Source organism: Roseobacter sp. (genome assembly GCF_039970775.1).
Classification (GTDB): Bacteria; Pseudomonadota; Alphaproteobacteria; order Rhodobacterales; family Rhodobacteraceae; genus Roseobacter.
On record NZ_JBDVLG010000002.1, the window covers coordinates 1 to 13,650 of the forward strand.

General features: G+C 59.5%; 18 protein-coding genes. 7 read left to right on the top strand and 11 right to left on the bottom strand.

Features of this window, described 5'->3' with window-relative positions:
* Window positions 1-65: 65 nt before the first annotated feature.
* From ABJH13_RS00200 to ABJH13_RS00245, 10 genes are all read right to left on the bottom strand, one after another.
* Entirely contained in the window at window positions 66-1,571 is a 1,506-nt protein-coding gene (locus ABJH13_RS00200; RefSeq protein WP_348404194.1) for a tripartite tricarboxylate transporter permease, read from the bottom strand.
* 1 nt (window position 1,572) lies between these two features.
* Entirely contained in the window at window positions 1,573-2,061 is a 489-nt protein-coding gene (locus ABJH13_RS00205; RefSeq protein WP_348404195.1) for a tripartite tricarboxylate transporter TctB family protein, read from the bottom strand.
* Window positions 2,061-3,029, bottom strand: coding sequence for a tripartite tricarboxylate transporter substrate-binding protein (locus ABJH13_RS00210; RefSeq protein WP_348404196.1), 969 nt, complete (start codon window positions 3,027-3,029; stop codon window positions 2,061-2,063). The genes ABJH13_RS00205 and ABJH13_RS00210 overlap by 1 nt, the downstream gene beginning before the upstream one ends.
* Window positions 3,030-3,227: 198 nt before the next feature.
* A complete protein-coding gene (locus tag ABJH13_RS00215) occupies window positions 3,228-3,851 on the bottom strand; it encodes a trimeric intracellular cation channel family protein (protein WP_348404197.1) in 624 nt (207 codons plus the stop codon).
* Window positions 3,848-4,249, bottom strand: a complete 402-nt coding sequence (locus ABJH13_RS00220; protein ID WP_348404198.1) for an NUDIX domain-containing protein — start codon at window positions 4,247-4,249, stop codon at window positions 3,848-3,850. Before ABJH13_RS00220 ends, ABJH13_RS00215 begins: the two co-directional genes overlap by 4 nt.
* Window positions 4,242-4,703 (bottom strand): ribonuclease HI, encoded by a 462-nt coding sequence (rnhA, locus tag ABJH13_RS00225; protein WP_348404199.1) that lies wholly within the window; start codon window positions 4,701-4,703, stop codon window positions 4,242-4,244. Before rnhA ends, ABJH13_RS00220 begins: the two co-directional genes overlap by 8 nt.
* The gene (locus ABJH13_RS00230) at window positions 4,696-5,286 is read right to left on the bottom strand and encodes a class I SAM-dependent methyltransferase (protein ID WP_348404200.1); all 591 of its coding nucleotides are present in this window, start codon (window positions 5,284-5,286) and stop codon (window positions 4,696-4,698) included. The genes rnhA and ABJH13_RS00230 overlap by 8 nt, the downstream gene beginning before the upstream one ends.
* The gene (locus ABJH13_RS00235) at window positions 5,283-5,735 is read right to left on the bottom strand and encodes a DUF3429 domain-containing protein (protein ID WP_348404201.1); all 453 of its coding nucleotides are present in this window, start codon (window positions 5,733-5,735) and stop codon (window positions 5,283-5,285) included. The genes ABJH13_RS00230 and ABJH13_RS00235 overlap by 4 nt, the downstream gene beginning before the upstream one ends.
* A 118-nt stretch (window positions 5,736-5,853) precedes the next feature.
* A complete protein-coding gene (gene ispH, locus ABJH13_RS00240) occupies window positions 5,854-6,804 on the bottom strand; it encodes a 4-hydroxy-3-methylbut-2-enyl diphosphate reductase (protein ID WP_348404202.1) in 951 nt (316 codons plus the stop codon).
* 105 nt (window positions 6,805-6,909) lie between these two features.
* Complete coding sequence (locus tag ABJH13_RS00245; RefSeq protein ID WP_348404203.1) at window positions 6,910-7,464, bottom strand: NYN domain-containing protein; 555 nt, start codon at window positions 7,462-7,464, stop codon at window positions 6,910-6,912.
* A gap of 96 nt (window positions 7,465-7,560) precedes the next feature.
* On the opposite strand from ABJH13_RS00245, the gene folK reads away from it, so the two are divergent.
* Window positions 7,561-8,184, top strand: coding sequence for a 2-amino-4-hydroxy-6-hydroxymethyldihydropteridine diphosphokinase (gene folK / locus ABJH13_RS00250; RefSeq protein ID WP_348404204.1), 624 nt, complete (start codon window positions 7,561-7,563; stop codon window positions 8,182-8,184).
* Here folK and ABJH13_RS00255 read toward each other — a convergent pair.
* Window positions 8,164-8,838 carry an SDR family NAD(P)-dependent oxidoreductase gene (locus ABJH13_RS00255; protein ID WP_348404205.1) on the bottom strand — a complete coding sequence of 225 codons (675 nt, stop codon included), beginning with the start codon at window positions 8,836-8,838 and terminating at the stop codon, window positions 8,164-8,166. The genes folK and ABJH13_RS00255 overlap by 21 nt on opposite strands.
* A 184-nt stretch (window positions 8,839-9,022) precedes the next feature.
* Between ABJH13_RS00255 and rpoZ the strand changes: the two genes are divergently transcribed.
* From rpoZ to acpS, 6 genes are all read left to right on the top strand, one after another.
* Window positions 9,023-9,376, top strand: a complete 354-nt coding sequence (rpoZ, locus tag ABJH13_RS00260) for a DNA-directed RNA polymerase subunit omega (protein ID WP_348404206.1) — start codon at window positions 9,023-9,025, stop codon at window positions 9,374-9,376.
* A 33-nt stretch (window positions 9,377-9,409) separates the two neighbouring features.
* Window positions 9,410-11,569 carry a bifunctional (p)ppGpp synthetase/guanosine-3',5'-bis(diphosphate) 3'-pyrophosphohydrolase gene (locus ABJH13_RS00265; RefSeq protein WP_348404207.1) on the top strand — a complete coding sequence of 720 codons (2,160 nt, stop codon included), beginning with the start codon at window positions 9,410-9,412 and terminating at the stop codon, window positions 11,567-11,569.
* A gap of 90 nt (window positions 11,570-11,659) precedes the next feature.
* Complete coding sequence (locus ABJH13_RS00270) at window positions 11,660-12,331, top strand: DUF2062 domain-containing protein (protein ID WP_348404208.1); 672 nt, start codon at window positions 11,660-11,662, stop codon at window positions 12,329-12,331.
* A 13-nt stretch (window positions 12,332-12,344) separates the two neighbouring features.
* Window positions 12,345-13,094 carry a pyridoxine 5'-phosphate synthase gene (locus ABJH13_RS00275; protein ID WP_348404209.1) on the top strand — a complete coding sequence of 250 codons (750 nt, stop codon included), beginning with the start codon at window positions 12,345-12,347 and terminating at the stop codon, window positions 13,092-13,094.
* Window positions 13,091-13,231 (top strand): hypothetical protein, encoded by a 141-nt coding sequence (locus ABJH13_RS00280; RefSeq protein WP_348404210.1) that lies wholly within the window; start codon window positions 13,091-13,093, stop codon window positions 13,229-13,231. Before ABJH13_RS00275 ends, ABJH13_RS00280 begins: the two co-directional genes overlap by 4 nt.
* Window positions 13,228-13,629 carry a holo-ACP synthase gene (gene acpS / locus ABJH13_RS00285; RefSeq protein ID WP_348404211.1) on the top strand — a complete coding sequence of 134 codons (402 nt, stop codon included), beginning with the start codon at window positions 13,228-13,230 and terminating at the stop codon, window positions 13,627-13,629. Before ABJH13_RS00280 ends, acpS begins: the two co-directional genes overlap by 4 nt.
* Window positions 13,630-13,650 lie beyond the last annotated feature (21 nt).

The following is a 13,650-nucleotide window of genomic DNA, read 5'->3' on the forward strand; positions in this document are numbered from 1 at the left end:
CGCCCCCCCCCCCCCGCCCCCCCGGCGATGCCCGGCTTTGCCGGGCTGGGCGGCGTCGCCGCCCATCAGTCCGCGACCCGTGCAGGTTTTTTGAGGATCTTGCGCAGGAATATCGGCGCGACAAACCCAGCTATAGCTGCAACCCAGAGCGTAATCGCGATAGGGCTTGAGAACAGATAGGTGGGGTCGCCATCTGATAGGGTCATGGCGCGCCGCAGGGCGTCTTCCATGTTTCCACCCAGCAAGATGCCCAAGATCACCGGAACGGTGGGGACATCCAGTTTGCGCAGGGTGTAACCTAACACGCCAAATCCAACCATCAGCATCAGGTCAAAGTAGCTGCCAGAGAGCGAGTAGATCCCGACAAAGGAAATCATCGTGACGCCGGGCAGCAGCACCCATGCAGGCACCGACAGGATTTTGACGAATATCTTCACCATCGGCACGTTCATCAGCAAAAGCACCACGTTCGCAATCAGCAATGATGCGATCAGGCCCCAGACAACGTCCGCCCGTTCGGTGAATAGCGTGGGCCCCGGTGTGATGTTCAACGTCATCAGCAGCGCCAGCAACACGGCTGTCGTCCCCGACCCCGGCACGCCCAGCGTCAACATAGGCACCAGCGCCCCGCCAGCGGCGGAGTTATTGCCTGCTTCGGGGGCTGCGATGCCCTTTGGCACACCGGTCCCGAAGCCGCCCTTTTCACCTGCGATCGATTTTTCTGTCATATACGCAAGGAACGACCCCAGTGACGCGCCTGCACCCGGCAGAACGCCCGCGATGAACCCGACCGCAGAGGCGCGCAGCATGGTCCATTTGGTCTCCATGATGTCTTTCCATGGGATGCGCACCTTGTCGAGTTTCACACCAATGGATGACCCTTTGCCGTGGCTTTCGATGAAAAAGAACACCTCGGCGATGGCGAACAGGCCAACAATCGCGACCAGGAAATCGATCCCGTCAAACAGGTGGAGGTTCCCGCCGGTCAACCGCGGCAGACCTGACGACGAATCAACGCCGATCATGGCGATGCCCAACCCTATGCAGGCGGCCAGCGCCGCTTTGGCTTGGTTGTTCGACGCCATTCCACCCAAGGTGCAGAAGGCCAAAAGATACAGTGCGAAATATTCAGCAGGGCCAAAATAAAACGCAACTCGCGCCAAAGACGGTGCCAGAAACATCAGTGCGATGGTGGCCAGCAGCGCGCCGACGAAAGACGCGACACCTGACAACACCAGCGCGTCGCCTGCGCGGCCCTGTTTGGCCATAGGGTACCCATCAAGCGTGGTCATAAGGGCCGGTTCATCGCCGGGAATGTTCAGCAAGATCGAACTGATCCGGCCGCCGTACATTGCGCCGTAGTAAACTGATGTCATCAGCACCAGTGCTGAGGTTGCATCGAGGCCAAGGGTAAATGTGATCGGGATTAGGATGGCCACGCCGTTGGATGGGCCCAAACCCGGCAATGCACCGATGATCGTCCCTAAAAAGCAGCCACAGACGGCCAGAAACAGTGTGAAGGGTGAAAGCGCTACGGAAAACCCCAGCGCGAGGTTGGCAAGGATATCCATTTTAGTGCCCCACGAACGGAATGAGTATTGTGATCGCGTCCCACAGTTTGGCTGGGGTCGGGATTTTATATGCGATGATGTTGCCGAGCCCCAAAGCGAACCTAAAGAGCACAAATAACCCTAGCGACAGGCCAACCCCGGCCAGAATTGCCGGCTTTACACGCGGCGAGATCTGATAGCTCAGGATGCCCGCGGCGATGGCTGTGGGCCCGATGAACCCTAGCGGTGTGATCAACACGGCGTAGACGCAAAGCACCAAAACGGCGAGGCCCATTGCGATCCACGTGCGCCCGATTGGCCAATCTGGGTCCGGGTCCGGTTTGAACATAATGCTCAGCGAACACAGCGCGGCAATTGTGCCGATCATCAGGGGGAATAACTTGGGCAAGAGCTCGCCCGAGAAAAAGTTCGTCTGGATCTGGGTGGCGGCCGCGATATAAGCGACCGCCGTCATCAGACAGACCAGACCAAAAATCCGGTCAGATGCCATTACTGGATCACTCCCAGCTCTTTTGACATCGCGTTGATGTCAGCCACAAGGCCGTCCACGTAGGCCTGGAAATCACCGCCCACTTTGGTGAAAGGCGCCAGACCGTTGTCTGACATGGCTTGTGCCCATTCGGGGCTGTCCGCGACCTGCTGCAGTTTACCGGCCCATTCATCGAACTTGGCGTCCGGGATGTCTTTGGGTACATAGAGGCCGCGCCAGTTTACGGCGACCACGTCAAAGCCTTGCTCTTTGGCTGTGGGGATGTCGTCAAAGCCAGGCACGCGCTCGTCGGTGAGCACTGCGACCACGCGGATGTCGCCGTTCGACAAGAACGATATGATTTCAGACATGTCGCCCGTCATCGCTTGGGTAAAGCCACCAACCGTTTGGGTGATTGCATCTGCGCCGCCATCAACGCCGATGTATTTGACCTTGGCGATGTCGGTGAACCCGCCTTCTTTGAGAACCATCAGGGGTTTGAGGTGATCAAACCCACCAACCGCGGACCCGCCAGCAAAGGCAACAGAACCGGGGTCTGCCTTGATGGCCTCTACCAGATCGCCCAGCGATTTGTATTCGCTGTCAGCCGCAACAACGATCACGCCCGGATCGGCACCAATGGCCCCGACAAAACGGACCTGATCGGCGGTCATCCCGGCATATGCGTTTTGGGCCAACCGTGTTGTTGTCGCCGAGGAGGCCGCGATGATCACATCTGCGTCATCTGTGCGTTCTGCTACGACGTGGTTATAGGCCAAACCACCGCCAGCGCCGGGCATGTTGGTGACCTGCACGGGCTTTTCTACGGCACCGATGTCATACATGATTTTGCCGATTTGACGGCAGGTGAAATCCCAGCCACCACCGGGGTTTGCTGGGGCGATGCATTCTGCCGCATAAGCGCCGCCAGTCATGCCGGCAGACAAGACGGCACCTGCCATCAAGGCCTTGAAAAAAGATTGTGTCATTGGAACCTCCCATTTGACGTTACGGGTCTCCACCCGCTTGTGTAGTGGACCGACACTAAGAGCGGAATGCGGTCGTGTCACGCACGATAAGCAGCTTTTTTACGTTCGATGTTGAGGAGCGCTTTTGGGAGAGGGCGATCTGTGCGCGGAGTTTGTCTGGGGTCGTGTAGGGAAATGGGCGCGTTTAGGTGTGTGCCGTTAGCTGCGGGGCGGGCGGCTTTTGTAGACGGGTAGGCGCCAGCCAAAGGCCAATGAGCCCGCGCGTAACGCCCAAGTAACACCCGCGCAGATCATCAAGGGAACCAGCACACCGGCAAAATGCGGCTGGGCAAATGCCGCGGCGGCGGACCCTGCAAAGGCTGCGGTGACGTAAAGCTCACCCTGCCGCAAGACCAAGGGCACATCATCCAGCACCACATCGCGCAGCAGCCCGCCCATGCATCCGGTGATTGTGCCCATCAACACCACCACGGGCATGGGCTGGCCCATGGCGATGGCGGCACCGGTCCCCGCAGGCACCGCTACAGCCAGTGCAAAACTATCGAGCCAAATGAGCGCCTTTAACCGGCTCTCAAACAAATGAGCGGTCACAAAGACCAGCAGCGCGGCGGCGCAGGCCACCCCGATATACGCCGGTTGGGCGATCCAAAAGATAGGATTGCGGTCTAACAGCACATCGCGCACGGTGCCCCCGCCCACAGCCGTCAGGCAGGCCACGAATGCAAACCCCACAAGGTCCAGCTGTTGGCGGCTGGCCACCAACGCGCCCGTCAGGGCAAAGATAAACACCGATGTATAGTCGAGGAACGCGATCAACGTCATAGGGCTGCTCTCATCCAGTGCAGCGCCCGGTCATATTGCGGGGCAAACCCTGTTGGCAGGGGCTGATCTAGCGGCACCCAAAAACAGCGCAACAGATGCCCGCCATCGTCTGCGCATAAATGTTGCCATTGATCCCGGAGCGGGCCCGCCAGCCGGCATAGGGTGAAATGCCAGCGCTGTTGATCGACGATATCGTCGCTGTGCCCCAGATAGACGGCGGCGCGGGTTTCAAGGCCGGTTTCCTCGAACAATTCGCGCGCGGCGGCTTGGTCTGGGCGTTCGTCAGGACGCACGCCGCCCTTGACGATCTGCAATCCGGCTTGGGGGTGTTCAAACGCCGCAATCCGCCGCGGCACCCCATCAAGATGCACCGCAACGGGGCAGGCCACATCACGCATTGGATGTTTTGAAGGGTGCCATGCCATCGCGCGCCAACTGGTCGGCGCGTTCGTTTTCGGGGTGGCCCGCGTGGCCTTTGACCCATTCCCAGGTCACATCATGGCGCGCGTTGGCGATGTCCAGACGTTGCCACAGTTCTGCATTGGCCACCGGTTTTTTCGCTGCGTTTTTCCAGCCGTTTTTCTTCCAGCCGAAGATCCACGAGGTGATCCCGTTTTTCACATAGTTGCTGTCGGTCACGATGGTGATGGTGCTGCGCCGTTGCAGCGATTCTAACGCGTTGATCGCGGCCAGCAATTCCATCCGGTTGTTGGTGGTGTGAGGTTCGCCGCCCTTTAGCTCGCGCTCTTTCTTGACGGTGTCGCCGTCCATTGCGCGCAGCAATGCGCCCCAGCCGCCGGGCCCCGGATTGCCTGAACAGGCGCCATCTGTATATGCAAATAATCTAGCCATGTGCCGCGACGCATATCCATGGCGCTTCGACACCGTCAAGACCCTTTCCACTCCCGGTGGTCCTATCGGTGATCGTCAGCCCGGCGTTTTGCAGCAGCTGGGTCAATTCGACATCAGTGTAGTAGGTATAAAGCCGCCCAATGGGGTCGCGTCGCGATCCGGTGCCGGTTTTCAGGCCAATATGGAACCGCCCGCCGGGTTTTAGCGCCGCGACCAACGCGGCAAGGTGGCGCGGCATATCTGGCCGTGGCGCATGCAGCAGCGAAAAATTCGCCCAGATGCCATCGTAGATATTGGTGCCTGCGATGTCGTCGAACCCGGCTATTTGGGTGTCGACACCTGCGTGTGCGCTCGCAAGAGCCACCATTTCGGCCACCGGATCAAGCGCGGTAACGCGCAACCCCGCGCCCGCCATTGCGGCCGCCGCGTGCCCCGGCCCGCAGCCCAGATCAAGCGCATGACCACCGGCGGGCAGGTCTGCGATAAAGGCGCGCAGCAGCGGGGGCGTGGTGTTGGAGGTAAAGCGATCTGCGTAGTCCTGTGCGCGTTGCGCGTAAACCCGAAGCGTTTCTGCATCGCTCATAGGTAGACCCCAACGGCCAGACAAGCGATGACGATGCCCGTCAACAAGACCCGCAGTGACATCCACCAACGCGGTGTCAGCCCCCATTTGTAAAACGCAAAATCCAGCACCAGCACCCCGGCGAACCCAAAGATCAGGTTTAGCCCTGCGGTGGTCGGCCCTCCACCCGTCATGAAAAATGCCCAAAGCGCAGGCACCACGGCCAGCCCGTACCCTGTGGCCGCACGTGCCCCGGATGTTTTGGTGGCGAACCCCCACAGCACGCCCGACATGAAAGACAAGATGACGGACCCGTAAAACAACTGCACGTAGGGGCCAATGAACCGCGCGCCCAAAGCCTGCGCGCCCCAATTCGCCAGCGGGGTGTTGAGGTAGGTGACGGCGCCCCAGATAAACGGGATCAGACCAGCAAGGCCAAGGACAAGAGGCGCTGTGGGGATGCGTTTCATGGGTGTTCCCGTACGGGGTGGTTTGTTTGGTGGCGGGCGGTGTGGCGCAAAACCCGCGTATGAAACCGGGTGGTGTTTGATGCGCCTGTGCGGTGTGCCGAGCGGCAATGGGCGAGTATCATGCGGGCACTCGCAGCACCCGTGGGACTTTGAATTCGACGTTTTCGACGGCGGTTTCTACGATCTCGCGGGTGACGTCGTAATGTTGGGAAAATGCATCGACGACTTCGTTGATCAAGACCTCAGGCGCAGAAGCCCCCGCCGTGATGCCAATGCTGCGAATGCCATCCAGCGCGCGCCAATCGATGTCGGTGGCCCGTTGCACCAGCTGGGCGTATTGGCACCCGGCGCGGGCGCCGACCTCGACCAACCGTTTGGAGTTGCTGGAATTGGGCGCGCCCACAACCAACATCGCATCGCATTTAGGGGCGATCGCCTTGACGGCCTCTTGGCGGTTGGTAGTGGCATAGCAGATGTCTTCTTTGTGCGGGCCGACGATATCGGGGAACCGGTCTTGCAAGGCCGCGACCACATCAGCGGTGTCATCGACGCTGAGCGTGGTTTGCGTGACATAGGCCAGCCGCGCAGGGTCGCGCACCGGTACCGTGGCGACATCCTGCGGGGTTTCAACCAGCAGGACTTCTCCGGGGGGCAACTGGCCCATGGTGCCAACGGTTTCAGGATGCCCCGCGTGGCCGATCATAATCATCTGCAAACCTGCGTCCGCATGCCGTTGGGCTTCGATATGGACCTTGCTGACCAACGGGCAGGTGGCATCCACATAGATCATCTCGCGCGCGGCGGCGGCGGCGGGCACTGCTTTGGGCACACCGTGGGCCGAAAAAATGACGGGCCGGTCATCTGGGCAATCGTCGAGTTCTTCGACAAACACAGCACCTTTGTCACGCAACCCATCAACGACGAATTTATTATGTACGATTTCGTGGCGCACATAGACAGGCGCACCCCATTTTTCCAATGCCATTTCCACGATCTTGATGGCCCGATCCACGCCCGCACAAAACCCACGGGGCGCGGCGAGATATAAGGTCAGGGGTGGCTTGGTCATGTCTGTGCTCCGCTGGTCGCGCTGGTGGGTGCGCACTGTATCACGAAACCAGAGTTAAGGCTTTGGCGCGGCAGCGTCCAGCGTGACATGCCGCACCAAAAGAGATCAGTCGTGGACTGCGTCAGGTATATCGCGCGGCGGGCGCCCGATCACGTCTTTGAGTTCGTCGAGCTCGATGAAGTTATCGGCCTGACGGCGCAGGTCATCAGAGATCATGGGCGGTTGGCTGCGGATCGTAGAGACCACCGAAACCCGCACGCCAGACCGTTGCAGGCTTTCGATCAGTGGGCGGAAATCGCCATCACCGGAAAACAACACGATGTGGTCAATCCGGGGGGCCAGTTCCATCGCGTCGACGGCCAGCTCGATGTCCATGTTGCCCTTCACCTTTCGGCGGCCCATGCTGTCGGTGTATTCTTTGGCGGGTTTCGTCACCATCGTGAAGCCGTTGTAATTCAGCCAGTCCACCAGTGGACGGATGGGCGAATATTCATCGTTTTCCAAAAGAGCGGTGTAGTAGAAGGCGCGCAGCAGCTTGCCCCGACGCATGAATTCTTGACGCAGCAGTTTGTAGTCGATGTCAAAGCCCAGTGACTTTGCGGCCGCGTAGAGATTCGAGCCGTCGATGAACAGCGCAAGCCGTTCGTCCTTGTAAAACATTTTTGGTCCTTCCGATGGAGACAGTCGCTGGCGGTCTCAGAACATTTTCAGTACTGAACGCGCAAACCGATGCGCCAAAAATAGGGTTTTTTGATCTTGCTGCAAGAGTCCGACACCCCCCAATCCGGCGAAAAACCGCCACAAATCCGGGCAATTGCGTGGGTTGCCCTAGGGTCAAACCGGACAGGTGGCCATGGAACGCCCCTTGAGGCGGTAAAAAAGGGTATCGCGGCGATCGCCCAGACCGTCGGGGTGATTCGGTGCGAAAGTCCGCTTTATCGGACGCCAGCCTTCCCGCCGGGCAACGGTGCAGATTACGTCAATGGCGTGGTTGGCGTTGAAACCACCATGACCCCGCAGGCGGTGATAACGGCGCTGCACGACGTCGAGGCCCGTATGGGTCGGACCCGGAAAAAGCGGTGGGCGGCGCGCACGCTTGATCTGGATCTGATCGGTTTGGGTGACGTGGTTTTGCCTGATGCGGCGACCCATGCGCGTTGGCGGGGCTTGTCGCTAGAAGACCAAATGCGCATCGCCCCCGAGACGTTGATCTTGCCGCATCCGCGCGTGCAGGACCGGGCGTTTGTTTTGGTGCCCTTTGCGGATGTTGCCCCCGGCTGGGTGCACCCGGTGTTGGGGGTGTCGGTGCGGCAGATGGTGCAGGCGCTACCACCCGAGAGCCTCGCAGAGGTGCAACGCCTAGAGGACGGGCCCGCCTGAAGGTGCGATTGGGGTCATATCCGCATCAAGGCATTCGATGACGTCGACATAGGGCGGGGCGGTCGAAACTTCTGCCACCTTGTATTTAAACGCACCCCCCGAAAGCGCGACGATCTGATCCGAGACCCAAGTCGCATCCTCTGTGTCTTTTGTCTGAGGCTGGCGGATTGCGGCGACCAAAACCTTGCCCAAGGCCGGGTCCCTGACCAGCGATGCGCCCAGAGACGCCAGACCACAGTGTGTTGCGTATTGAACGGCGCTTTGGGCGTTTGGCGTGTCGCGCAGGCCAGAGGTCACGAGCATGGTTTTGAGCGGCCAGTTTGACCGCCGCCTCAGCCGTTGGATCAGGAGCATAGGCACGAGAATGTTCATATGCACGGCTGTCTCAAGCGTGCCGTCATCCAATGTGTCGATGGGGCCGTCCTGCACGCCACTGGCCAGATGTATCACCGTATGCACCGGGTCGATCTGGTCCAGCACCGTATCGACGGCCTGCGGGTTGGCGCAGCCCAGAAAGGGGTGAAACGTGACTGCGGGCAGTTGGGGGTCTTGATCCCCCGCGACACAAACGGTGTGCCCGGTTTTTATGTAATGTTTGGCCAATGCCCGGCCGACGCCGGAAATCGCGCCTGTGATCAAAAAGTTCTTTTTCATACTGTGGTGCCCACGTTTGTCTGGTTGCGCAGTCTTCCAGTTGGCGGGCGTTTTGCCAAGTGGGCGGCGCCTGTGCGAGTTTGGACGTGCGGCGGCGGGGGTGTTGCAATATGCCCTTGTAATTCTCGCCAAAGGGGCCTAGACAAGCGCCTTCTGACAAATCCCCCGTTTTATGGAGTGTTCCATGGCCCGCGTCACTGTTGAAGATTGCGTCGATAAAGTTCCAAACCGGTTTGAACTGGTCATGTTGGCGGCACATCGCGCGCGCGAAATCTCTTCGGGGTCGGCGGTAACGGTGAACCGTGACAACGACAAAAACCCTGTTGTGTCCCTGCGTGAGATCGCGGACGAGACCCAAAGCGCGGATGCGTTGCGCGAACGTCTGGTTGAAAGCAACCAGAACCAGATCGAAGTCGACGAGGCCGAAGAAGATTCGATGGCGTTGTTGATGGGCGCCGAGCAAGACAAGCCCGAAGAGGACACCATGTCCGAAGAGATGCTTTTGCGGCAATTGATGGCAGCGCAAGGGCAAGGCTGATATCAGCCTGACCCCGGCCCGAGAGGCTGATGGATGACCACGACGCTCGACCAGTTCGAAATTTCTGCGGATGATCTGGTCGGCCTCGTCAAGGAATACAACCCAAAGACGAATGAATCTCTGATTCGCGCGGCTTACGCGTATGGGCTGGACATGCACGAGGGGCAGATGCGCCACTCGGGCGAGCCGTATTTTACGCACCCCGTGGCGGTTGCCGCTATCCTGACAGAACAGCGGTTGGATGATGCGACGATCATCACCGCGTTGCTGCACGATACCATCGAAGATACCAAAGCGTCCTATGCCGAGGTGTCAGACCGGTTTGGCGTCGAGGTGGCTGAGCTGGTCGACGGGGTGACCAAGCTGACCAATTTGCAGCTGAATTCTACCGAAACCAAACAAGCCGAAAACTTCCGCAAGCTGTTCATGGCGATGTCCAAAGATCTGCGGGTGATCTTGGTCAAGCTGTCGGACCGGCTGCACAATATGCGCACGATCAAGGCGATGCGTTCTGAGAAACAGGCGCAAAAAGCCCGTGAAACCATGGAGATCTTCGCCCCCCTTGCTGGCCGGATGGGGATGCAGTGGATGCGCGAAGAGCTCGAAGATCTGGCGTTCCGGGTGCTTAACCCCGAAGGGCGCGCCAGCATCATCCGCCGTTTTATCAACCTGCAAAAGGAAACTGGCGATGTGATCGAACGCATCACTGGCGATATGCGGTTGGAACTGGACAAGGCGGGCGTGGAGGCCGACGTCTTTGGTCGCGCCAAAAAGCCCTATTCGATCTGGCGCAAGATGGAAGAAAAAGAACAGAGCTTTTCGCGCCTGTCCGATATTTACGGGTTCCGGGTTGTGACCGCCACCGAAGAAGACTGTTACCGGACGTTGGGCGCCATTCACCAACGGTGGCGGGCGGTGCCGGGGCGGTTCAAGGACTACATCAGCCAGCCCAAATCCAACGGCTACCGGTCTATCCACACCACGGTGTCGGGACGGGATGGCAAGCGCGTCGAAGTGCAGATTCGCACCACCCAGATGCATGATGTGGCCGAAACGGGCGTTGCGGCGCATTGGTCTTATCGTGACGGCGTGCGCAGCCAGAACCCCTTTGCGGTCGACCCGGCCAAATGGATCACCCAGCTGTCCGAACAGTTCGACGCCGAAGAAGACCACCAGGATTTTCTCGAAGCGGTCAAGCTCGAGATGTATTCGGACCAGGTGTTTTGCTTTACGCCCAAGGGCGAGGTGGTCAAACTGCCGCGCGGTGCGACCCCTATTGATTTTGCCTTTGCCATCCATACGCGTATTGGCATCGCCTGTGTGGGCGCCAAGGTCGACCATATGCGCGTGCCGCTGTGGACCCGGTTAAAAAACGGACAAAACGTTGAAATCTTGACGGCAGAAGGCCAAAGCCCGCAGGCGACGTGGCTGGATATCGCGACCACCGGCAAGGCGCGGTCTGCCATTCGCCGGGCGCTGCGCGACGAAGACAATGCGCGGTTCGTGAAGCTTGGCCGGGAACTGGCGCGATCCGCGTTTGAAAATGTGGGGCGCACGGCCACCGACAAGGCGCTAAGCACCGCTGCCCGTCATATGCGGTTTCGCGATCAGGATGATCTGTTGGCGCGTCTCGGCAGTGCCGAGATTGCGGGCCGGGATGTGGTGCAGGCTGTCTATCCGGACCTGACGCCAACGCCGGGTGATGGCATCGAGGCCGGGCGCGCGGTTGTTGGCCTGTCCCCCGGCCAGTCGTTTGAGCGGGCGTTTTGCTGTCAGCCGCTGCCGGGTGAACGGATCGTCGGCATCACCTTTAAAGGGCGCGGCGTGGTGGTGCATGCCATCGATTGCGACAGGTTGAGCGTTTATGAGGATCAACTGGACCGCTGGCTTGATCTGCGCTGGCACGAAGGCACGCACGCGGCTATCTACGGGGCGACGCTAAATGTGACGCTGAACAACGATTCGGGTACGTTGGGACGTATCTGCACGTTGATCGGGGAAAGCGGCGCGAATATCGCAGACCTACAATTTGTGGATCGGAAACCTGACTTTTACCGTCTTCTGATTTATGTGGAACTCAGAGACGCGGCGCATTTGCATTCGCTGATGCTGACCCTGGAGGCAGAAGGCGATGTGGCTGCGATTTCGCGCTCTCGCAATTTGCCGCAGGATCCGGCGGAGGCACAGGAATAGCGCTACTTTTTGGCCGATATTGGCCGTTGTTTCAACGTGTTCTGCTGCCGCTCGAACACTCCGCAATACGCTCGAAAGGGACCTTACCGGGTGGTTTTTAAACGCCGCGACCCCAAAAGCTGGCCTCGCGCCGTGGCAGAGTTTCTCTGGCCACGCGGGGGGTGGACGCGCGCGTTTCACTACGTCAAACACCGGATGCGGCGGTTGCCCGGCAGCCCAGAACGCATCGCACGGGGCATTTGGGCGGGGGTGTTCGCAGCCTTTTCGCCATTCTACGGGTTCCATTTTTTCATCGCGGCCGGGGTTGCCATTATCTTGCGCGGCAATGTGTTGGCCTCGCTGATGGGGACGTTTTTTGGCAACCCACTGACATATGTGCCGATCGGCGTCGCAGCGCTGTCCACCGGGCATTGGATACTGGGGGATCAGATCGATGACAGGATGCACCGGTCCTTCGTTGGCAAGTTTGCGGATGCCGCGGCAGATCTAAAAGACAACTTCATTGCGATGTTCACAGATGCGCAGGTGGATTGGTCAAGGTTGAGCGTCTTTTACGACGAAGTCTTCTTTCCCTATTTCGTGGGCGGGGTCGTATCCGGGATCGTCTTTGCGACCCTGTGTTATTACATCGCGGTTCCGCTGATCCGGGTTTACCAAAAACGCCGGAAGGGTATTATCAAAGCAAAGTTTGATGCCCTAAAGGCCAAGGCTGCTGCAAAAGCAGACGCAAAACGCAAAGCGGAAAACCCAACCGGGGAGTAGAGAGGGCTGTCTTATGGCCAATCAGGAAAAACTGCGCCTTGGCGTAAATATTGATCACGTGGCAACGGTGCGAAATGCACGCGGTGGGGTCTATCCCGACCCATTGCGCGCGGCGCGTATTGCCCAAGAGGCGGGCGCCGATGGGATCACCGCGCATTTGCGCGAAGACCGTCGCCACATATCTGATGCGGATATCGAAGGGTTGATGGAGGTGCTGACGGTGCCCCTGAACTTTGAAATGGCCGCCACCGAAGAAATGCAGGCGATTGCGCTGCGCCACAAACCGCATGCGGTGTGTATCGTGCCGGAAAAACGCGAAGAGCGCACCACCGAGGGCGGTCTTGAGGTCGCCCGCGAGGAAAATAAGCTGGCGCATTTCATCGCGCCCTTGCGGGATGTCGGGTGCCGGGTGTCGATTTTCATCGCGGCCGACAAACGGCAGATCGAGGCGGCGCATCGTATCGGCGCGCAGGTGATTGAGCTGCATACGGGTGCGTATTGTGATGCCTTTGCAGAAGGTGACATGGAAACGCACGCGCGCGAACTGGCCAGCCTACGCGAGATGTCGGCGTTTGCGCATGATCTGGGGCTCGAAGTGCACGCAGGTCACGGGCTGACCTATGACACGGTGCAGCCCATCGCGGCCTTCCCGCAGGTGATGGAGCTCAATATCGGGCATTTCCTGATCGGCGAGAGCATTTTCCGTGGGCTGGAACCTGCGATCACTGAGATGCGCCGCCTGATGGACGAGGCGCGGTCATGATCACGGCGCAGTTCGCCGCAATCTGGTGCGCGTGGGTGGTGCAGACCTACGCACGCGCGCACCAGTGGTTTGATCTGGCCTTTGCAGGGGGCTTCGGATTTGCCAGCGTGAAAATCTTGACCGCGCGGTTGCAATGATTCTGGGCATCGGCACCGATTTGGCGAATATCGACCGTATCCAAGGGACGTTGGATCGGTTTGGTGACCGGTTCCGCAACCGGGTTTTCACCGACACCGAACAACGCAAAGCAGAGCGGCGCAAGGATGTGGCCGGCACCTATGCCAAGCGTTGGGCGGCAAAGGAGGCCTGTTCCAAGGCGCTGGGGACCGGATTGGCGATGGGGATCGCGTGGAAAGACATGTCGGTGACCAACCTTAAAACCGGGCAACCCGTCATGCATGTGACCGGTTGGGCCAAAGACCGGCTCGACGCGATGACCCCGGCGGGGCACGACGCGGTGATCCACGTGACCCTGACCGATGACCACCCGTGGGCGCAGGCCTTTGTGGTGATCGAAGCCCGCCCCAAGCCGTAACGTCCCTGTGATTGTAGGCAG